Below are 19,547 nucleotides of genomic sequence, written 5' to 3' on the forward strand. Positions count from 1 at the left end.
GCCAGGAGAAACGGCCATGGCTGCATCGGCCCATGAAGTGCTGCTGTCCGCCAGCGGGCTGGGCAAGACCTACGCCCAGCCCGTGCTCGGCGAGGTCAGCCTGAGCCTGCGGGCCGGCGAAGTGCTGGCCCTGACCGGCGAGAACGGCGCGGGCAAGAGTACGCTGTCCAAGCTCATTAGCGGCCTGGAGGTGCCCACCAGCGGGCGCATGACCTACCGCGGCCAAGCCTATGCGCCTGCCAGCCGCAGCGAGGCCGAGCGCCTGGGTGTGCGCATGGTCATGCAGGAGCTGAACCTGTTGCCGACGCTGACCGTGGCGGAAAACCTGTTTCTCGACAACCTGCCCAGCCGTTTCGGCTGGATCAGCCACAAGCGCCTGCGCCAGCTGGCCACCGCCGCCATGGCGCAGGTAGGGCTCGATGCCATCGACCCGGATACCCCGGTGGGCGAACTGGGCATTGGCCATCAGCAGATGGTCGAGATTGCCCGCAACCTGATCGGCGACTGCCATGTGCTGATCTTCGATGAGCCCACCGCGATGCTCACCGCGCGCGAGGTGGAGCTGCTGTTCACCCAGATCGAGCGCCTGCGCCAGCGTGGCGTGGCCATCGTCTACATTTCCCACCGCCTGGAAGAACTGCAGCGTGTTGCACAGCGCATCGTCGTGCTGCGCGACGGCAAGCTGGTGTGCGACGAGCCAATCCAGCGCTACAGCAGTGCCGAACTGGTCAACCTGATGGTCGGTCGCGAGCTGGGCGAGCATATCGACCTGGGCCGCCGGCAGATCGGCGCGCCGTTGCTCAAGGTCGACAAGCTCAGCCGTACTGACAAGGTGCGCGAGGTGTCGTTTGAGGTCAGGGCAGGGGAGATCTTCGGCATTTCCGGCCTGATTGGTGCCGGCCGTACCGAGCTGTTGCGGCTGATCTACGGCGCCGACCGTGCCGACAGTGGCAGCATCGCGCTCGGCCAACCACTACAAACCGTCACCATCGACTCGCCCAAGGCTGCCGTAAAGGCGGGTATCGCGCTGATTACCGAAGACCGCAAAGGCGAGGGCCTGCTGTTGACGCAGTCGATCAGCGCCAACATCGCCTTGGGCAACCTGGGCGCGGTGTCACGCGCTGGCGTGCTTGACGGCCAGGCAGAGGAGGCCTTGGCCGAGCGCCAGATCCAGGCCATGCGTATTCGCAGTGCCGGCGCCCACCAGGTTGTGGGCGAGCTGTCTGGCGGCAACCAGCAGAAGGTCGTGATTGGCCGCTGGCTGGAGCGCGACTGCCAGGTGCTGCTGTTCGACGAGCCCACCCGAGGCATCGACGTGGGTGCCAAGTTCGACATCTATGGCCTGCTGGCCGAACTGGCGCGCCAGGGCAAGGCGCTGGTGGTGGTGTCCAGCGACCTGCGCGAGCTGATGCTGGTCTGCGACCGCATCGCCGTGCTGTCGGCCGGTCGCCTGATCGACACCTTCGAGCGTGATCATTGGAGCCAGGACCAGCTGCTGGCCGCAGCCTTTGCCGGTTATCAGAAACGTGACGCACTGCTGCACGATGCAGCCCCCAGGATGGACGCATGAAAACCACCCCGCTCGATAGCCAAGGCGCCGCCCCTGTGCGCCGCAGTGGCACCTACTTTGGCCTGGGCACCTACCTGGGCCTGGCTGGCGCCTTGCTGGCGATGATTGTGTTGTTCTCGTTCCTCAGCAGCCACTTCTGGTCTTACAACACCTTCAGTACCTTGGCCAACCAGATCCCCGACCTGATGGTGCTGGCGGTGGGCATGACCTTTGTACTGATCATCGGCGGAATCGACCTGTCGGTGGGCTCGGTGCTGGCCCTGGCGGCTTCTGCCGTGAGTGTGGCCATCCTCGGCTGGGGCTGGGACCCGCTGCCGTCGGCGCTGCTGGGCATGGCCGTGGCCGCACTGGCCGGCAGCATTACCGGCGGCGTTACGGTGGCCTGGCGTATTCCGTCGTTCATCGTCTCGCTTGGCGTGCTGGAAATGGCCCGCGGCCTGGCCTACCAGTTCACCGACTCGCGCACCGCCTATATCGGCGATGCCTATGCGTGGTTTTCCAACCCGGTTGCCTTTGGTATTTCGCCAGCGTTCATCATTGCCTTGCTGGTGATCGTACTGGCCCATCTGGTGCTGACCCGCACGGTGTTCGGCCGCTACCTGATCGGCATCGGTACCAATGAAGAGGCGGTGCGCCTGGCAGGTATCGACCCGCGCCCGTACAAAGTGCTGGTGTTCGCCCTGATGGGGCTGCTGGCAGGCCTGGCCGCGCTGTTTCAGATATCGCGCCTGGAGGCGGCCGACCCCAATGCCGGCTCCGGCCTGGAGCTGCAGGTGATCGCCGCCGTGGTGATCGGCGGCACCAGCCTGATGGGCGGGCGTGGCTCGGTCATCAGCACCTTCTTTGGCGTACTGATCATCTCGGTACTGGCCGCCGGGCTGGCTCAGATTGGCGCCAGCGAGCCGACCAAACGCATCATTACCGGGGCGGTGATCGTCATCGCCGTGGTGCTCGACACTTACCGCAGCCGGCGTGCAGCCCGGCGGAACTGACAATATGGCAACCATCAAAGACGTCGCGGCACTGGCGGGCATTTCCTACACCACCGTGTCCCATGTACTGAACAAGACCCGACCGGTGAGCGAACACGTGCGGCAGAAGGTTGAAGCCGCCATTATCGAGCTGGACTACGTGCCCAGCGCGGTGGCGCGTTCACTGAAGGCGCGCAGCACGGCCACCATCGGCCTGTTGGTGCCCAATAGCGTCAACCCATACTTCGCCGAGCTGGCACGTGGCATTGAAGACGCGTGTGAGCGCAACGGCTACTGTGTAATTTTGTGCAACTCCGATGACAACCCACAGAAGCAGCGCAGTTACCTGCGCGTGCTGCTGGAAAAGCGCATCGACGGCCTGGTGGTGGCCTCGGTGGGCCAGGACAGCGACCTGCTGCAAAGCCTGGCCTGCGTGCGCACGCCGATGGTTATCGTCGACCGTGAGCTGGAAGGCGTGGATGCCGACCTGGTGCGCATCGACCACGAACACGGCGCCTACCTGGCCACTCAGCATCTGCTGGAGCTTGGCCACCGCGATGTCGCCTATATTGGCGGCCCGGCAGAAACCGGGGTTACCCAGTTGCGTCTGAACGGCTTCCGCCGCGCCATGGCCGAAGCCGGCGTGCCGGTGCTGGGCAGCCGTGTGCTGCACTGCGACTTCACCAGCCCGGGTGGGCACGCAGCAGCGGCGCAGGTGCTGGAGGGTAAACGGCCCACGGCGATTTTTGCCGGCAACGACATGATCGGTTTCGGCGTGCTGCGTGCTGCGGCCGAACGCAATATCAGCGTGCCCGGCGAGCTGTCGGTGATCGGCTTCGACGACATCGAGCTGAGCCGCTACGTGTATCCGCCGTTGACCACCGTGGGCCAGTCGATTCGCGAGCTGGGCGAGAGCGCCGCCTCACTGTTGCTGACACGTATAGGAACACCCCGGCAAGGCGCGGCGGAGCAACGCATTGTGGCCCCGCGCATCGTGCTGCGTGAGTCCACCGGGCCGCGCCCGGACTTGTTCAACGATTACCGCTAACGCTAAGGAAACGTCATGAATGCCAAGGTTGTGGTGGTCGGCAGCCTCAATATGGACCTGGTGGCCCGCGCCCAGCGCCTGCCCCGGGCCGGCGAAACACTCCCCGGCGAAAGCTTTTTCACCGTGCCGGGCGGCAAAGGCGCCAACCAGGCCGTGGCGGTGGCGCGGCTTGGCGGCAGCGTGGCGATGATCGGCAACGTGGGTGACGATGACTATGGCCGGCAACTGCACCGGGCCCTGTATGTCGAGGGCATCGACTGCCAGGGCGTCAGCACCTGCCCAGGGGTGTCCAGCGGTGTGGCACTGATTACCGTGGATGCCGCCAGCCAGAACTGCATCGTCATCATTCCTGGCGGCAACGGCCTGCTGACGCCGCAGTCGGTACAGCGCTTTGATGCGTTGCTGCAGGCGGCCGAGGTGGTCATCTGCCAGCTGGAAGTGCCGGCCGGCACCGTGGCCTGGACCCTGACGAGGGCGCATGAGCTGGGCAAACAGGTGATCCTGAACCCGGCGCCGGCCACCGGCCCCTTGCCGGCGGACTGGTTTGCGCGCATCGATTACCTCACGCCTAACGAAAGCGAGGCCGAAGCCCTGACCGGGGTGCCGGTGACCGACCAGGACAGCGCCCGGCGCGCCGGTGAGCGCCTGCTGCAGCTGGGGGCGGGCAAAGTGATCATCACCTTGGGCGCGCAAGGGGCCTTGCTGGTGACTGCCAAGGGCCACCAGCACTTCCCGGCGCCTGTGGTGCAACCGCTGGACACCACTGCTGCTGGCGATACCTTCATTGGCGGCTTTGCTGCCGGCCTGGTTCGGGGGCTGGAGGAGGGCGAGGCCATTGCCTTTGGCCAGCGTGCCGCCGCCTTGTCGGTTACCCGTGCCGGTGCCCAGCCGTCCATTCCCTACCTGGCGGAGCTGACACCATGAAGAAAACCCCCTTGCTGAACGTTGCCCTGTCGCGGGTCATTGCCGGCATGGGGCATGGCGATATCCTGGTGATCGGCGATGCCGGGCTGCCGGTGCCGCCGGGCGTGGAAATGATCGACCTTGCCATCACGCCCGGTCTGCCGGATTTCGCCAGTGTGTTGCGGGTAGTGCTGAGCGAGTTGCAGGTAGAGCGGCATGTGCTGGCTGAAGAAATGCAGAAAGTGGTGCCGCCGGCGCTGGTAGAGATCGAGCGGTTGAAGGGCAAGCTGGGCAAGCGCGAATGGCTGAGCCATGAAAATTTCAAGGTGCTGTCGCGCAGTGCCCGCGCGGTGGTGCGCACCGGTGAGTGCCAGCCCTACAGCAACATCGCCCTCATCTCCGGCGTCACTTTCTGAACGCGGGGGCTTTGCCCCCGATCGCCGGCTAGCCAGCTCCCAAAAGGGTGTCGCGCTGTACCTGTGGGAGCTGGCTTGCCGGCGATTGGGCCGCAGCGCGGCCCCGGAACCCTCTACCCAGGCAACAGGAGTGCCCGTATGCTCAAGCCCCTGCTACAAGGAATCGCCTTCATGGCCACAGCCACCACCCTCCAGGCGGCCCCCATCGACTTGATCATAGACACCGACCCCGGCGCCGACGACGTGGTCGCGCTGTTCCTGGCCATGGCCTCGCCTGACGAGCTCAATATCCGTGCCATCACCACCGTGGCCGGCAACGTGCGCCTGGATAAAACTTCGCGCAACGCCCGCCTGGCCCGCGAATGGGCGGGCCGCGAAGACATTCCTGTGTATGCCGGCGCCGGCCGCCCACTGGTGCGTACACCGATCTACGCCGCCGACGTTCATGGCGAAGAAGGCCTTACCGGTGTGCAGGTGCACGAGCCGAAAGCAGCCCTGGCCCAGGGTAATGCCGTGCAATACCTGGTCGATACCCTCGGCGCAGCCAAACCGCACAGCATCACCGTCGCCATGCTCGGCCCGCAGACCAATCTGGCCCTGGCATTGATCCAGCGCCCGGACATCGCCCAAGGCATCAAGGAGGTGGTGGTCATGGGCGGCGCCCACTTCAATGGCGGCAACATCACCCCGGCAGCAGAATTCAACCTCTACGCAGACCCGCACGCCGCCGAAGTGGTGCTGGCCAGCGGTGTAGCACTCACCTACCTGCCGCTGGACGTCACCCACAAGCTGCTGACCAGCGCCGCCCGCCTGAAACAACTGGCAGCCCTGAACAATCAGGCCAGCAAGCGCGTGGTCGATATCCTCAATGCCTACATCACCCACGACATGGACCTGTACGGTATGCCCGGGGGCCCGGTGCATGACGCCAGCGTCATTGCCTACCTGTTAAAGCCAGAGCTGTTCAGCGGCCGACGCATCCATATGAGCATCGACAGCCGTGAAGGCCCGACCTTCGGCCAGACCATTGCCGACTGGTACGGCGTACTCAAGCAACCAGCGAATGTGCTGTGGGTGGAGCAGGGCGATGCCCAGGGGCTGTTCGACCTGCTCAGCGCACGTCTGGCGCGATTGGAATAGCCGCGTGCGGCGCGTAGCGCTCGAACACCTGGTCGATGAAGCTGCGTGCCGCCTCGGCGCCGTTGTCCCGTACCAACAGGTCGATGGCGATCAACAGCAATTCTTCCGGTGTGCCAGGGCTGTACGCGCTCTGGCCCTCGGCCCATTTGACCTTGATGTCGGCATCGATGCTGTGGGTACTCATGAAAAGCTCTCGCTGGGGGCCCGGAACGAAGGGGGAGCACCTGACCCTGGTGCTCGATGGAGGCGGGATGCGCTCCACTTCTTGCAGCAAATCATGGCTTTGCGCCAGTGACCGTGCGCGCTAAGCATATGGCAAACGCATGGGGTTGTGCAAAATCCGGTCACGATTGCTTTTCGCCTCGGTGCTAGAGTTCAGGCAGACTTGACCGGTTTTGCAACGAATACTGAGCGGAGCTGTCGGAACAGACAGTTCCCGGACCCATTTAGGAGGCTTCATGTTCCGTACCCGTGCTTACCTGGCAACCCTGGCGGTGGCTGCTGTCCTGGCTGGTTGCAGCACAGGTGGCAACGCTGGTGGCGATGCGCCGGCCGCATCGGCTGGCAACGATGGCCGCTGCGAAGCCAGCGGCGCCGATTTTGCCATTGGCAAACCAGGCAGCGCCGAGCTGCTGGAGCAGGCGCGCAAGGGCAGTGGCTCGCAGACAGCACGCATCCTCAAGCCGCACGATGTAGTAACCCTGGAATACCGCTCCGACCGCCTGAACCTGAACGTGGACGAGCAAGGCAAGGTAACCCGCGTCAACTGCGGTTGATGCAGCTCCAAAGGCCCATGCGGCCCCTGTAGGAGCGGCCTCGTGCCGCGAAAGGGCCGCAAAGAGCAGCGTATACCGCCTGGTAAGCGCCCATAAAAAAACCCGCCACAAGGGCGGGTTTTTTCACAGCTTCCGAATTACTCCGGACGAACCTGTGCAGCCTGCATGCCCTTCTGACCGCGCTCGGCGACGAAGGAAACTTGCTGACCTTCTTTCAGGCTCTTGAAGCCGTCGGATTCGATGGCCTTGAAGTGAACGAACAGGTCGTCGCCGCCGCCTTGTGGGGTGATGAAGCCGAAGCCTTTCTCATCATTGAACCATTTGACGGTGCCGGTTTGGCGATTGGACATGGGATGAATCTCCAGAAACTTGAAATTTTTCGAAGTGCCTAGACGCCTGAGCTGTCTGGCACAGATGACATCATAGTCTAATTCTGCGGAACTAGCGCCTTTTACCTTCACCGGATGTTGATCCAGCGCAAAATAATCGTCAGCCACCACCGGCTTTAAGGTTTCAGCGCTTCGGTGCGCAGGCCTGTTGTACCACGGTCTGGGCCTTCTGCATCAGCTTGGCGTCAACGCCATCCTTGCTGTCCAGGTCGGCAATCTCGGCGTCGGTAAAATTCTTTTTGATCGCTTGTGCGCCGCAGTCGCAGTGTTTTTTCGCCGTGGCAGCGTCAACGCCCTGGCTGCCGGCCACTTGCGTGCACTGGGCGGTGTAGGCGGCCTCCTTCCCGGCTGGGAAGTTGCCGGCGTTCGCAGCCACGGGCAGCAGCAGGGCGCCAGCGGCCGCCAGGGCCAGAAGAGACGGAACTCGCATAACCAGTTACTCCTTGGGTTAAGGTCTCATCAAGAGTAGGTTGCTTCCCAAAGTCTGAGCGGTATTTTTCCGCGTTAGTTCACCGCTGCGGTGCAATTTCCAAATATTTCTGCCTGGGGTGCAACCCGCGTGCTAGCATGCTCGGCTTGTGGTCGCGCTGTGCCGGCTGCAGCTATCTTTTTTCTTTCCAGTCACTCTGGTTCGTCCCTTGCAAGCCGAAAGGCTTCTGCCACTGTGAGGCAGGCTTCCTTATAAAGGAGGGCAGGTCGGATCTTGTACTGGCTCATCCCAACCCACGTGACCTTTGGTAGGGGTCACCACTAGGAGAGGAGGCGCCATGCCCACTATTACTCTTCCCGATGGCAGTCAACGTTCGTTTGATCACGCCGTATCCGTAGCCGACGTTGCCGCTTCCATCGGCGCCGGCCTGGCCAAGGCCACCGTCGCCGGCAAGGTCGACGGTAAACTGGTCGATGCTTGCGACCTGATCAGTCACGACGCCACCCTGCAGATCATCACCCCTAAAGATGAAGAGGGACTGGAGATCATCCGTCACTCGTGCGCCCACCTGGTCGGCCACGCGGTGAAGCAGCTGTACCCGACCGCCAAGATGGTGATCGGCCCGGTTATCGACGAAGGCTTCTATTACGACATCGCCTACGAGCGCCCCTTCACTCCTGAAGACATGGCCGCCATCGAAAAGCGCATGATGGAGCTGATCGAGAAAGACTACGACGTGGTCAAGAAAGTGACCCCGCGCGCCGAAGTCATCGACGTGTTCAAGGCCCGTGGCGAAGACTACAAGCTGCGCCTGGTCGAAGACATGCCGGATGAGCAGGCCATGGGCCTGTACTACCACGAAGAATACGTCGACATGTGCCGCGGCCCGCACGTGCCGAACACCCGCTTCCTCAAGGCATTCAAGCTGACCAAGCTGTCCGGTGCCTACTGGCGCGGTGATGCCAAGAACGAGCAGCTGCAGCGCGTGTACGGCACCGCCTGGGCCGACAAGAAGCAGCTGGCTGCCTACGTTCAGCGCATCGAAGAAGCCGAAAAACGCGACCACCGCAAGATCGGCAAGCAGCTCGACCTGTTTCACCTGCAGGAAGAAGCCCCGGGCATGGTGTTCTGGCACGCCAACGGCTGGACCGTGTACCAGGTACTCGAGCAGTACATGCGCCAGGTTCAGCGCGCCAACGGCTACCTGGAAATCAAGACGCCGCAGGTTGTCGACCGTATTTTGTGGGAGCGTTCCGGCCACTGGTCCAACTACGCCGAGAACATGTTCACCACTTCGTCGGAAAGCCGTGACTACGCGGTAAAACCGATGAACTGCCCGTGCCACGTGCAGGTGTTCAACCAGGGCCTGAAAAGCTACCGCGACCTGCCGCTGCGCCTGGCCGAGTTCGGCGCCTGCCACCGTAACGAGCCGTCCGGTGCCCTGCATGGCATCATGCGTGTGCGTGGCTTCGTACAGGATGACGCGCACATCTTCTGCACCGAAGAACAGGTGAAGAAAGAAGCCGCCGACTTCATCAAGCTGACCCTGGACGTGTACAAGGACTTCGGCTTCAGCGACATCGCCATGAAGCTGTCCACTCGTCCGGCCAAGCGTGTTGGTTCCGAAGAGCTGTGGGACCGTGCCGAAAGCGCACTGGCCGACGCCCTGAACGAATCGGGCCTTGAGTGGGAGTACCAGCCAGGCGAGGGCGCCTTCTACGGCCCGAAAATCGAGTTTACCCTGCGCGACTGCCTCGGCCGTAACTGGCAGTGTGGTACCCTGCAGTACGACCCGAACCTGCCAGAGCGTCTGGACGCCAGCTACATCGCCGAAGACAACAGCCGTGTTCGCCCGGTCATGCTGCACCGTGCCATCCTCGGTTCGTTCGAGCGCTTCATCGGCATGCTGATCGAGCACTACGCTGGCGTGTTCCCGGCGTGGCTGGCACCGACCCAGGCGGTGATCATGAATATCACCGACAAACAGGCCGATTTCGCCCTAGAGGTTGAGAAATCTCTGAACGGTAGCGGTTTCCGTGCCAAGTCGGACTTGAGAAATGAGAAGATCGGCTTTAAAATCCGCGAGCATACTTTGCTCAAGGTCCCGTACCTTTTGGTTATAGGGGATCGCGAAGTCGAAACGCAGACCGTTGCAGTGCGTACTCGCGAAGGCGCAGACCTGGGCTCCATGCCCGTCGCCCAATTCGCTGAGCTTCTGACACAAGCGGTTTCCCGGCGTGGTCGCCAAGAATCGGAGTAATGACTATTAAGCGTGAAATGAGAAACGATAAGCGTGCTGTACCGAAGGCCCCGATCAACGAGAATATCTCGGCCCGCGAGGTTCGGTTAATTGGCGCAGACGGCGAGCAGGTTGGCATCGTCTCGATTGATGAAGCGCTGCGTATCGCTGATGAAGCGAAGCTGGATCTGGTAGAAATCTCTGCAGACGCGGTACCACCGGTCTGCAAGGTCATGGACTACGGCAAGCACCTCTTCGAGAAGAAGAAGCAGGCCAACGAAGCCAAGAAAAACCAGAAGCAGATCCAGATTAAAGAAATCAAGTTTCGTCCAGGGACGGAGGATGGGGATTACCAGGTAAAACTACGCAACCTGGTACGTTTCCTTACCGATGGGGACAAGGCCAAGATCTCTCTGAGATTCCGTGGTCGTGAGATGGCCCACCAGGAGCTGGGCATGGAGCTGTTGAAGCGGGTTGAAGCTGACCTGCTTGAATACGGCACCGTTGAGCAGCATCCGAAGATGGAAGGACGCCAGCTTATGATGGTCATCGCCCCCAAAAAGAAGAAGTAATCTCCCGGGCACGGCAGGCCTGATGATTATTGTGTAATTTTTTTCGAATGCGGAGTTCAACATGCCAAAAATGAAAACCAAGAGCGGTGCTGCGAAGCGCTTCCTGAAGACAGCTTCGGGCTTCAAGCACAAGCACGCTTTCAAGAGCCACATCCTGACCAAAATGTCGACCAAGCGTAAGCGTCAACTGCGCGGTGCCAGCTTGCTGCACCCGTCTGACGTGGCAAAAGTCGAGCGCATGCTGCGCGTTCGTTAATTCTGGTTAAGATAGAGGAAGTTACTCATGGCTCGTGTTAAGCGTGGCGTCATCGCTCGTAAGCGTCACAAGAAAATTCTGAAACTGGCTAAAGGTTACTACGGTGCACGCTCGCGCGTATTCCGCGTAGCCAAGCAAGCGGTCATCAAGGCAGGCCAATACGCCTACCGCGACCGTCGCCAGAAGAAGCGTCAGTTCCGCGCACTGTGGATCGCTCGTATCAACGCCGGTGCTCGCAACAACGGTCTGTCCTACAGCCGTCTGATTGCTGGCCTGAAAAAGGCTTCGATCGAAATCGACCGTAAGGTTCTGGCCGATCTGGCAGTGAACGAAAAAGCGGCGTTTGCTGCGATTGTCGAGAAAGCTAAAGCCGTTCTGGCTTAAGTACCCGCGACAATCACCCGGCGGCGCTAGCGCCGTCGGGCATTGAACGTCATCGATAGGGGAAGAGCCTTCAAAGCTCTTCCCCTATTTTCGTATCTGGAGTCTGTACATGGAAAACCTGGATGCGCTGGTCTCCCAAGCCCTAGAGGCCGTGGAGCGCGCTGAAGACATCAATGCCCTGGAACAGATCCGGGTTAACTATCTCGGCAAGAAGGGCGAGCTGACCCAGGTGATGAAGACCCTGGGCAACCTGCCAGCCGAAGAGCGGCCGAAAGTCGGCGCGCTGATCAACGACGCCAAAGAGCGCGTCACCGTTGTGCTCAATGCCCGCAAGGCCGCCTTTGAAGAAGCCGAGCTCAGCGCTCGCCTGGCTGCCGAATGCATTGACGTCACCCTGCCAGGCCGCGGCCAGGCCACCGGTGGCTTGCACCCGATCACCCGTACACTCGAGCGCATCGAGCAGTTCTTCACCCACATCGGCTACGGCATCGCCGAAGGCCCAGAGGTCGAAGACGACTACCACAACTTCGAAGCGCTCAACATCCCCGGCCACCACCCGGCCCGGGCGATGCACGACACCTTCTACTTCAATGCCAACATGCTGCTGCGTACCCACACCTCGCCGGTGCAGGTGCGGACCATGGAGTCCACCCAGCCGCCCATTCGCATTGTGTGCCCGGGCCGCGTATATCGCTGCGACTCGGATATCACCCACTCGCCGATGTTCCACCAGGTCGAAGGCCTGCTGATCGATCGCGATATCAACTTCGCCGACCTCAAGGGCACCATCGAAGAATTCCTGCGCGTATTCTTCGAGAAAGAACTGGCGGTGCGTTTCCGCCCATCGTTCTTCCCCTTCACCGAGCCGTCCGCCGAAGTCGACATCCAGTGCGTGATGTGTTCCGGCAACGGCTGCCGCGTGTGCAAGCAGACCGGCTGGCTGGAAGTGATGGGCTGCGGCATGGTGCACCCAAGCGTGCTGCGCATGTCCGGCATCGACCCTGAAGAGTTCCAGGGCTTCGCCTTCGGCATGGGCGCCGAGCGCCTGGCCATGCTGCGCTATGGCGTCAACGATTTGCGTCTGTTCTTCGATAACGACCTGCGGTTCCTTGCCCAATTCCGCTAGGCCCAATCGACGCACATTCTAGGAGAACAGCATGAAATTCAGTGAACAGTGGCTGCGCGGTTGGGTAAACCCGCAAGTCTCCCGTGACGAACTGGTCGCCCGCCTGTCCATGGCCGGCCTCGAAGTCGACAGCGTTACCCCCGCTGCCGGCCAGTTCAGCGGCATTGTCGTGGGCGAAATCCTCGCCACCGAACAACACCCGGACGCCGACAAGCTGCGCGTATGCCAGGTGACCAACGGCCAGGAAACCTTCCAGGTCGTGTGCGGCGCGCCTAACGCCCGCCCAGGCATCAAGGTCCCGTTCGCGATGATCGGTGCCGAGCTGTCTGGCGACTTCAAGATCAAAAAGGCCAAGCTGCGCGGCGTCGAGTCCTTCGGCATGCTGTGCTCGGCGGCCGAGCTGGAAATCAGCGAAGAGAACGACGGCCTGCTGGAACTGGCGGCTGATGCCCCGGTTGGCGAAAACATTCGCACCTACCTGAGCCTGGACGACGCCAGCATCGAAATCGGCCTGACGCCGAACCGCGGTGACTGCCTGTCCATCGCCGGCCTGGCCCGTGACGTCAGCGCCCTGTACGACACCCCGGTCACCCGCCCGGTGGTGCCTGCCGTAGCGCCTGCCCACGACGAAGTGCGCCCGGTCGAAGTCAGCGCCCCGGCGGCCTGCCCACGCTACCTGGGCCGCGTTATCCGTAACGTCGACCTGAGCAAGCCGACCCCACTGTGGATGGTCGAACGCCTGCGCCGCAGCGACGTGCGCAGCATCGACGCCGCCGTCGACATCACCAACTACGTGATGCTCGAACTCGGCCAGCCGATGCACGCCTTCGACCTGGCAGAAATCAACGGCGGCATCCGCGTACGCATGGCCGAAGAGGGCGAAAAGCTCGTCCTGCTCGACGGCCAGGAAGTTGCCCTGCGCGCCGACACCCTGGTCATCGCCGACCACACCCGCGCCCTGGCCATCGCCGGCGTGATGGGTGGCGAGCACAGCGGTGTGAACACCGAAAAAACCCGCGACCTGTTCCTGGAAAGCGCCTTCTTCGAGCCGATTTCCGTCGCCGGTAAAGCCCGTTCCTACGGCTTGCACACCGATGCCTCGCACCGCTACGAGCGCGGCGTCGACTCGCAGCTGGCCCGCGAAGCCATCGAGCGCGCCACCCAGCTGCTGCTGGACATCGTCGGCGGCGAAGCCGGGCCGGTGGTCGAAGCTGTCAGCGAACAGCACCTGCCGCAAGTGGCCCCAGTTACCCTGCGCGCCGAACGCATCACCCAGATGCTCGGCATGGAAATGGACCCAGCCCAGGTCGAGCAACTGCTCAACGCCCTGGAACTGACCACGACCCGTGATGGGGAAGGGCAGTGGACCGTAACCGTCCCAAGCCACCGCTTCGACATCAGCCTGGAAGTGGACCTGATCGAAGAGCTGGCCCGCCTGTACGGCTACAACAACCTGCCGGTTCGCTACCCGCAAGCCCGCCTGGCCCCACAGGGCAAGCCGGAAACCCGCGGTGACCTGCCAACCCTGCGCCGCCTGCTGGTTGCCCGCGGCTACCAGGAAGCCATCACCTACAGCTTCATCGACCCGAAACTGTTCGAACTGTTCAGCCCGGGCGTAGAGCCGCTGTTGCTGGCCAACCCCATCTCCAACGACATGGCCGCCATGCGTGCATCCCTGTGGCCGGGCCTGGTCAAGGCACTGCAGCACAACCTGAACCGCCAGCAAGACCGCGTGCGCCTGTTCGAAAGCGGCCTGCGCTTCGTCGGCCAGCTGGGTGACCTGCAGCAACAGCCTATGATCGCCGGCGTCATCACCGGTAGCCGCCTGCCAGAAGGCTGGGCCAACGGCCGCGACGGCGTCGACTTCTTCGACGTCAAAGCCGACGTGGAAGCCCTGCTGGGCTACTCCGGCGCCCTGAGCGACTTCACCTTCAGCGCCGGCAAACACCCAGCCCTGCACCCAGGCCAGACCGCCGCCATCGAGCGCGACGGCAAACTGGTCGGCTATCTCGGCGCCATCCACCCAGAGCTGGCCAAAGCCCTGGGCCTGGACCGCCCGGTGTTCCTGTTCGAGCTGGTGCTGGGCGACGTGGTCGAAGGCCGCCTGCCGAAATTCAGCGAGCTGTCCAAGTTCCCGGAAACCCGTCGTGACCTGGCTTTGATTGCAGGACGTGATGTAGCTTCTAGCGCGGTGCTTGAATTAATTCGTGACAATGCAGGCGAATGGCTCACAGACCTCAGGCTGTTTGATGTCTACCAAGGTAAAGGCATTGATCCTGATAGAAAAAGCCTTGCCGTTGGCTTGACCTGGCAGCATCCATCGCGCACTCTTAACGACGATGAGGTGAACACTACCCTGCAAAACATCCTCACCTCGCTCGAACAAAGGTTGAACACCACGTTAAGGAAATAACGGCATGGGTGCTCTGACGAAAGCTGAGATGGCCGAAAGGCTGTACGAGGAGCTGGGGCTTAACAAGCGTGAGGCCAAGGAGCTGGTCGAGCTGTTTTTCGAAGAAATTCGGCACGCACTTGAAGAGAACGAGCAGGTCAAGCTGTCCGGTTTCGGCAACTTCGACCTTCGCGACAAACGCCAGCGGCCGGGCCGCAACCCCAAGACAGGGGAAGAGATCCCGATCACTGCACGGCGCGTCGTCACCTTTCGTCCAGGGCAGAAGTTGAAGGCCCGGGTTGAGGCCTATGCTGGAACCAAGCCATAACGACGAACTGCCCCCCATACCGGGCAAACGCTACTTCACCATTGGTGAAGTGAGTGAGTTGTGTGCTGTAAAGCCACACGTGCTGCGGTATTGGGAGCAGGAGTTCGACCAGCTTAACCCTGTGAAGCGGCGGGGAAACCGGCGGTATTACCAGCGGCAGGATGTGCTGATGATCCGCCAAATTCGTGCGCTGCTTTATGACCAGGGGTTCACCATTGGCGGGGCTCGATTGAGGCTTTCCAGTGATGAGGCTAAGGATGAATCCAGCCAGTACAAGCAGCTGATTCGGCAGATGATTGTTGAGTTGGAGGATGTGCTGGTGGTTTTGAAGAAGTGAGCTGGGATTTTTCTGATGGGTGGAAATTTTTTTGAGAAAAAGCTTTCATTTATCAGAGGGTTAGGGTACATTCTTCAACGTTCTCGGCAAGATTGAGAACATGCTTCAAGCCCAGTCGGGGCGTAGCGCAGCCCGGTAGCGCACTTGCATGGGGTGCAAGGGGTCGAGTGTTCGAATCACTCCGTCCCGACCATTATTGAAACGAAAAAGCCACCTACGGGTGGATTTTTTGTTTGTTCAGTAAAAAAGTGCACTACAAGTCTTGCAGCCAGTTTGCCTGTCAAGTGTGCTCTATACGCATTCGGTATTCTCTTTCGGGGTTAGCGTTTGTCGCCCCCAGTTAGGTACTTGACCGAATGCGGCAGTGGCTCAGGGTCCGCTGCCACGAGCCGGGGGATCTAAACTCCCGTCCGCGTAAACACATTGATAGGCGGTTGAACGAGCGGCGGACTTCTCAGGTAAGAGATATTCCCGTCTCCAAACGCACACTGTCCATTTCCCACTGCCGTACAGCTAATTCGAGGCCTTTATAAAAGGCAGGTGCTGTTCATCTTTCACTAATAAACAATCTGTGTCTAAGTTAAAAGGCAGGATCCTCAGTTGAAGCCGATTTCCGTAATCGAAAATCGGGAGTTCATTCTGTAATTTTGACCAGTATGGATAAATTAATACTAGTTTGGGTGCGTTTTTGTCATTCCAGTACTTATGTCCGTAGGCAAAAAGCTGATAAAAATCCGCCTGGCTTACATAATAATTGCTCTCGTGCTTTTGCGAGTCAATACGCTTCCACTTGGTGTCCAGAATCCACCTTTGTGAAGGTAAGTCAATCAATATGTCTGGCCTCAGGCAGAACCTACTCTTGCCCTCGTGTTCACACAAGTATCTGTTCCCGGACTGGGTTCTCATTTGAGCTTCGGTCGTGAGTCTACGATTTAGCCAATTCTGCACATATCGCTCGAATAGCCGCTCCATCGGGAACAGTAGGCTAATGCCGGAAGTCTTGCCTGCCACCGCCAGAGGCATGTGTTGACTCAGAATCAACTCGCACCATGGCTTGATTGGCTTGTAGTGGCTCATCAGCCTATTATCGCTCCAAGCGCCTAAATCTTGAGTGATATTTTGGCTACGAGGAACGCTAGCTAGAAGTGCCTGCAATTCAATAGCTAGTCGCCAGTTCTGGTCGTTTTTTGTGAGTTTAGCCACTTGCTCCAATGCGAGCTTAAGCAGTCGGTTCTCGGCACGATCCGGCACAAATATGTAATGGCGAATGGAAAAATTGTGCTGTCGTCCTGGTGGCTGGCGCATTTGTGCGACCACATTTAGCTGGCCTCGAAGATAACGTTGCTCTTCTTCGATTCGTTGGTAGTCAAAACGTAGGCCGCGCTTCAGCAACAAGTCTAGCTCGTAGAGAAACTGTTCCATTAGCCATTCACTGAGTGGTGCGTCAAAAGTTTCGACGTTAGCAGCGCCAGCTTTTCGCGGCTTCAACTGGAGCGCGTTTTGAATGAGTTTCCATAACAGCTGGCGACTTTTTACTACACAGTCGTCCTGCTCATGATGCTTAGGAAGAATCTCTAGACGTGTACCGCACGGGGTCTCCAGCACGCCTACGTATGAGTCCCACTTCAAGGTGCGGCGATTGGTGAGCTTGAGCAGACTTGTACCGCTACCTTCGGCGCCGCCATTGAAATCGCACAACCAATCGAAAGCGCTTTGGGATACCTGCGCCAGGTCAAGAGTGGCGTGCACGTCGTCGGTAGTCAGACGTGCATACTCGCGGATCGTTATATTGGTTTTCACGACTCTTGATTCTGAAGGTGACTCAGCAGATTACGGCCGAGGGTACGCGTATTTAGTCTATGACCGGTTTCGCCTTGGATGCTCATACCTATCTGATTTGCCAATTCTCGCAGCGCTGGGTGTGTGGGCTGTTGCGGACGCCCTTGGTGCAATACTTCGATGGAGCCACTGTTGAGCTCTCGTAAGACGAAGTCACCGGATGAGGCTTCCCGTTTCACGACCTCGAGACTGGCTGGGATCTGAATGTCGAGGATACGGAGGAAGGCTTCCAGCCGTTGAAATGCCTCTTCGTTAACTTCCCAAGAAAATTCTTCCAGACCTGCACCGACGTCACTGCCAAACAATTCTTCTACTTGGCTTGGTAGCTTGCGTACAAATTGATCGCAAGGTGATTTGCGATGATCATTCAAAACCCATGCTATACGCTGCCAATCCTCGAAGAAGTATTCTTGTAGTAGCGGGAACACTTGGTTCCGGAAAATCTCTTCCAGTCGTGAGAGCGAGGCGTCGTTCTGCAATGGTATAAAGTAGGCATGGCCCAGACGGTGGTCCCGGTCCAGTAGCGCTTCTATCCGCTGATTCATCACGCGCAACAGCTGCCCGATGTGCAGCTGGTTTTCGATCAGAACATTATCTAGCAGCTCGGGCTTTGGTGGCATTTCACGGAACGTGAATCGGCGCCGCAGGGCAATATCTAATCCGGCAAGGGAGCGGTCGACGGTATTCATGGTGCCAATCAAGAACAGGTTGTTTGGGACGCTGAATGACTTTTTTGAATAAGGCAGCACTACCGAGAGCGCTTCATCCGCGCCCGCGCGCTTACTCGGCTCTATGAGAGTGATAAGTTCGCCGAATATTCGTGACATATTGCCCCGGTTGATTTCATCGATGATCAACACTCGCGCGTCATTGACTCGGGGGCCACCGGTGGGCTCGAGCAGGCGCTCGACCACGGCCGCAAAAAGATTCTGGTAACCGTTCACGAGATATTTCTCAAGGTCCGACTCGGCTACCCGTTCGAAAACCCGTTTTTGGCGAATGTCCTCCACCGTTATGCGTCCATCTCGAACGTATGAGAGGAGCTGACGGATAATGCTCAGCGGAAGAGGCAGGCTACCCCCGCTGGGCTTATCGAACTCGATTTGCTCGCTACCGACTTTACGCACAACGTAGTTGCCAAATCGTTGGTCTACCTGGAGGGCGAATTCTCCAGCATTAGAAGCTGTACCGAGCAGTCCTGCGAGCTTTTCCCGATCCAAGGTTGAGCTGCTCATCTCATACAGAGTCATCTGGCTGAACTGGCCGTTGAGCAGTTCGGTGTGAGGCAGGGAAGGGCTGTATTCACGGAGCCACTTCACTGACCTCATTTGTGAGTAACCCGTATCGAACTCTGCGTGAGGCTTGAATTGGTAGTCGCCGGTGATTTCTGCGATGGCGCGGAACTTGAAGTTACCATCCGACACCACAATCAGATCACCCATTTTCATGCGCGTGACGAAGGCTGTCACGCTCGTGATGCGATAGTCGTTGGTTGGGTTGGCAGGAATTATGCCTGCCGAAGCGAAGCGTTGCTGAACCTCTTGGCGGCTAGTACAACCCGTAAAATCGATATCTTCGCCATATCCCAGCAACACATATTCGCCTTGCAAACACTCATCGTAAACGTGGGAATCGTCTCCCAGGGTATTTCCAAGGGACATCTTCCATACCCGTCGACCTTTCAGGTCGCTTGGTGCTTGAGCCTGGTGCGTCACCTTTGCGGCTGCGGCCTCACACATCGACTTGAAGACACCGTCCACGACTTCATAACGCAACTGCTGAGTGCTTTCATCGGTGGTTGCGCGTAAGCCTTCTACGAAGTCCTCGTAGCTGAAGCTTTGGTGGAATGTGACGAAGCGCACTCTATCCTGTTGGACGAGTTCATCGAATCGACGCTTGAGCACAGCGCGGTTTTTCTGGTGCTCCCGAAGCGTCTCAGGATCCAAAATTTCTAGTGCCAGATCGATAGTCGCATAGGTTTTCCCGGTACCAGGTGGCCCGAAAAGCACTTGGTTCAACGCCACGCCGCGTTCCTTCAATGCAAATGCTCCACTGCCGCTAGATCCATAGGAGATGAAGTTGGACCCTAGCGTTCTCCAGGTATGTAACCAGACGTCAGGGGTAACCGTCTTGGCGCGCGGCCCCATTGCGCTGGTTCGATGAATAGCTGCGCTAATCCTACACTGATAACGGTCTTTTCCTACAGAGATGGGCGCACATTCGATGGGGAAGCAGGGGCTTGTGAAGGGTCAACTTTTTGGGCCGTTTTGCTCTCCTATCTGGAGCAGCTTCTCTGCCGGAAGTGATCAATGGACGGCACAAAAGCCGGCGGCGGTGTTTAGCTCACTCTAGAGGTCGATGTAGGAATAACGCTGGCCGCACGTAGAGTTGGAGCAGGTGGAGCCTAGCTTGAGGGAGGCGATGCTGAATG

20 protein-coding genes and 1 tRNA gene are annotated in these 19,547 nt (G+C 59.7%); 16 read left to right on the top strand and 5 right to left on the bottom strand.

The window, feature by feature from the left end; all coding sequences use genetic code 11:
• Positions 1-16: 16 nt before the first annotated feature.
• The 6 genes from PP4_RS09680 to PP4_RS09705 all read left to right on the top strand — a co-directional run bounded on the left by PP4_RS09680 (position 17) and on the right by PP4_RS09705 (position 6,048).
• Positions 17-1,570, top strand: coding sequence for a sugar ABC transporter ATP-binding protein (locus tag PP4_RS09680; protein ID WP_016499005.1), 1,554 nt, complete (start codon positions 17-19; stop codon positions 1,568-1,570).
• Positions 1,567-2,562, top strand: coding sequence for an ABC transporter permease (locus PP4_RS09685; protein ID WP_016499006.1), 996 nt, complete (start codon positions 1,567-1,569; stop codon positions 2,560-2,562). Before PP4_RS09680 ends, PP4_RS09685 begins: the two co-directional genes overlap by 4 nt.
• A gap of 4 nt (positions 2,563-2,566) precedes the next feature.
• Complete coding sequence (locus PP4_RS09690; protein WP_016499007.1) at positions 2,567-3,589, top strand: LacI family DNA-binding transcriptional regulator; 1,023 nt, start codon at positions 2,567-2,569, stop codon at positions 3,587-3,589.
• Between the two features lie 15 nt (positions 3,590-3,604).
• Positions 3,605-4,513 carry a ribokinase gene (gene rbsK / locus PP4_RS09695; RefSeq protein ID WP_016499008.1) on the top strand — a complete coding sequence of 303 codons (909 nt, stop codon included), beginning with the start codon at positions 3,605-3,607 and terminating at the stop codon, positions 4,511-4,513.
• Positions 4,510-4,908, top strand: a complete 399-nt coding sequence (gene rbsD / locus PP4_RS09700) for a D-ribose pyranase (protein WP_016499009.1) — start codon at positions 4,510-4,512, stop codon at positions 4,906-4,908. The genes rbsK and rbsD overlap by 4 nt, the downstream gene beginning before the upstream one ends.
• A gap of 138 nt (positions 4,909-5,046) precedes the next feature.
• The gene (locus tag PP4_RS09705; RefSeq protein ID WP_016499010.1) at positions 5,047-6,048 is read left to right on the top strand and encodes a nucleoside hydrolase; all 1,002 of its coding nucleotides are present in this window, start codon (positions 5,047-5,049) and stop codon (positions 6,046-6,048) included.
• On the opposite strand, the gene PP4_RS09710 is transcribed toward PP4_RS09705, so the two are convergent.
• On the bottom strand, positions 6,020-6,232 hold the full coding sequence (locus tag PP4_RS09710; RefSeq protein ID WP_016499011.1) for a hypothetical protein: 213 nt from the start codon (positions 6,230-6,232) through the stop codon (positions 6,020-6,022). The genes PP4_RS09705 and PP4_RS09710 overlap by 29 nt on opposite strands.
• 274 nt (positions 6,233-6,506) lie before the next feature.
• Here PP4_RS09710 and PP4_RS09715 point away from each other — a divergent pair, with 274 nt between their 5' ends.
• Positions 6,507-6,824: an I78 family peptidase inhibitor gene (locus PP4_RS09715; RefSeq protein ID WP_016499012.1), complete on the top strand. Its 318-nt coding sequence runs from the start codon at positions 6,507-6,509 to the stop codon at positions 6,822-6,824.
• 137 nt (positions 6,825-6,961) lie between these two features.
• Here PP4_RS09715 and PP4_RS09720 read toward each other — a convergent pair whose 3' ends face one another.
• Together PP4_RS09720 and PP4_RS09725 are read right to left on the bottom strand one after the other, a co-directional pair.
• Positions 6,962-7,174 (bottom strand): cold-shock protein, encoded by a 213-nt coding sequence (locus PP4_RS09720; RefSeq protein WP_016499013.1) that lies wholly within the window; start codon positions 7,172-7,174, stop codon positions 6,962-6,964.
• 163 nt (positions 7,175-7,337) lie between these two features.
• The gene (locus PP4_RS09725) at positions 7,338-7,643 is read right to left on the bottom strand and encodes a hypothetical protein (RefSeq protein WP_016499014.1); all 306 of its coding nucleotides are present in this window, start codon (positions 7,641-7,643) and stop codon (positions 7,338-7,340) included.
• A 337-nt stretch (positions 7,644-7,980) separates the two neighbouring features.
• Between PP4_RS09725 and thrS the strand changes: the two genes are divergently transcribed.
• From thrS to PP4_RS09770, 9 genes are all read left to right on the top strand, one after another.
• On the top strand, positions 7,981-9,903 hold the full coding sequence (gene thrS / locus PP4_RS09730; protein ID WP_016499015.1) for a threonine--tRNA ligase: 1,923 nt from the start codon (positions 7,981-7,983) through the stop codon (positions 9,901-9,903).
• Positions 9,903-10,454, top strand: a complete 552-nt coding sequence (gene infC / locus PP4_RS09735; RefSeq protein WP_016499016.1) for a translation initiation factor IF-3 — start codon at positions 9,903-9,905, stop codon at positions 10,452-10,454. The genes thrS and infC overlap by 1 nt, the downstream gene beginning before the upstream one ends.
• Before the next feature lie 61 nt (positions 10,455-10,515).
• Positions 10,516-10,710, top strand: a complete 195-nt coding sequence (gene rpmI, locus PP4_RS09740; protein WP_003250667.1) for a 50S ribosomal protein L35 — start codon at positions 10,516-10,518, stop codon at positions 10,708-10,710.
• A gap of 27 nt (positions 10,711-10,737) precedes the next feature.
• A complete protein-coding gene (rplT, locus tag PP4_RS09745) occupies positions 10,738-11,094 on the top strand; it encodes a 50S ribosomal protein L20 (RefSeq protein WP_009394046.1) in 357 nt (118 codons plus the stop codon).
• Positions 11,095-11,203: 109 nt separating this feature from the next.
• Positions 11,204-12,220, top strand: coding sequence for a phenylalanine--tRNA ligase subunit alpha (gene pheS, locus PP4_RS09750; protein ID WP_016487883.1), 1,017 nt, complete (start codon positions 11,204-11,206; stop codon positions 12,218-12,220).
• Between the two features lie 31 nt (positions 12,221-12,251).
• Positions 12,252-14,633: a phenylalanine--tRNA ligase subunit beta gene (gene pheT, locus PP4_RS09755; RefSeq protein WP_016499017.1), complete on the top strand. Its 2,382-nt coding sequence runs from the start codon at positions 12,252-12,254 to the stop codon at positions 14,631-14,633.
• A 4-nt stretch (positions 14,634-14,637) separates the two neighbouring features.
• Positions 14,638-14,940: an integration host factor subunit alpha gene (gene ihfA, locus PP4_RS09760; RefSeq protein WP_003250679.1), complete on the top strand. Its 303-nt coding sequence runs from the start codon at positions 14,638-14,640 to the stop codon at positions 14,938-14,940.
• The gene (locus PP4_RS09765; RefSeq protein WP_003250681.1) at positions 14,921-15,277 is read left to right on the top strand and encodes a MerR family transcriptional regulator; all 357 of its coding nucleotides are present in this window, start codon (positions 14,921-14,923) and stop codon (positions 15,275-15,277) included. The genes ihfA and PP4_RS09765 overlap by 20 nt, the downstream gene beginning before the upstream one ends.
• Positions 15,278-15,393: 116 nt before the next feature.
• Positions 15,394-15,470, top strand: a tRNA-Pro gene (locus tag PP4_RS09770).
• A gap of 320 nt (positions 15,471-15,790) precedes the next feature.
• On the opposite strand, the gene PP4_RS09775 is transcribed toward PP4_RS09770, so the two are convergent.
• Both PP4_RS09775 and PP4_RS09780 read right to left on the bottom strand, forming a co-directional pair.
• Positions 15,791-17,077 (bottom strand): McrC family protein, encoded by a 1,287-nt coding sequence (locus tag PP4_RS09775; RefSeq protein WP_016499018.1) that lies wholly within the window; start codon positions 17,075-17,077, stop codon positions 15,791-15,793.
• Positions 17,074-19,263 (bottom strand): AAA family ATPase, encoded by a 2,190-nt coding sequence (locus tag PP4_RS09780; protein WP_016499019.1) that lies wholly within the window; start codon positions 19,261-19,263, stop codon positions 17,074-17,076. Before PP4_RS09780 ends, PP4_RS09775 begins: the two co-directional genes overlap by 4 nt.
• Positions 19,264-19,547 lie beyond the last annotated feature (284 nt).

This window comes from Pseudomonas putida NBRC 14164 (assembly GCF_000412675.1).
GTDB classification, from domain to species: domain Bacteria; phylum Pseudomonadota; class Gammaproteobacteria; order Pseudomonadales; family Pseudomonadaceae; genus Aquipseudomonas; species Aquipseudomonas putida.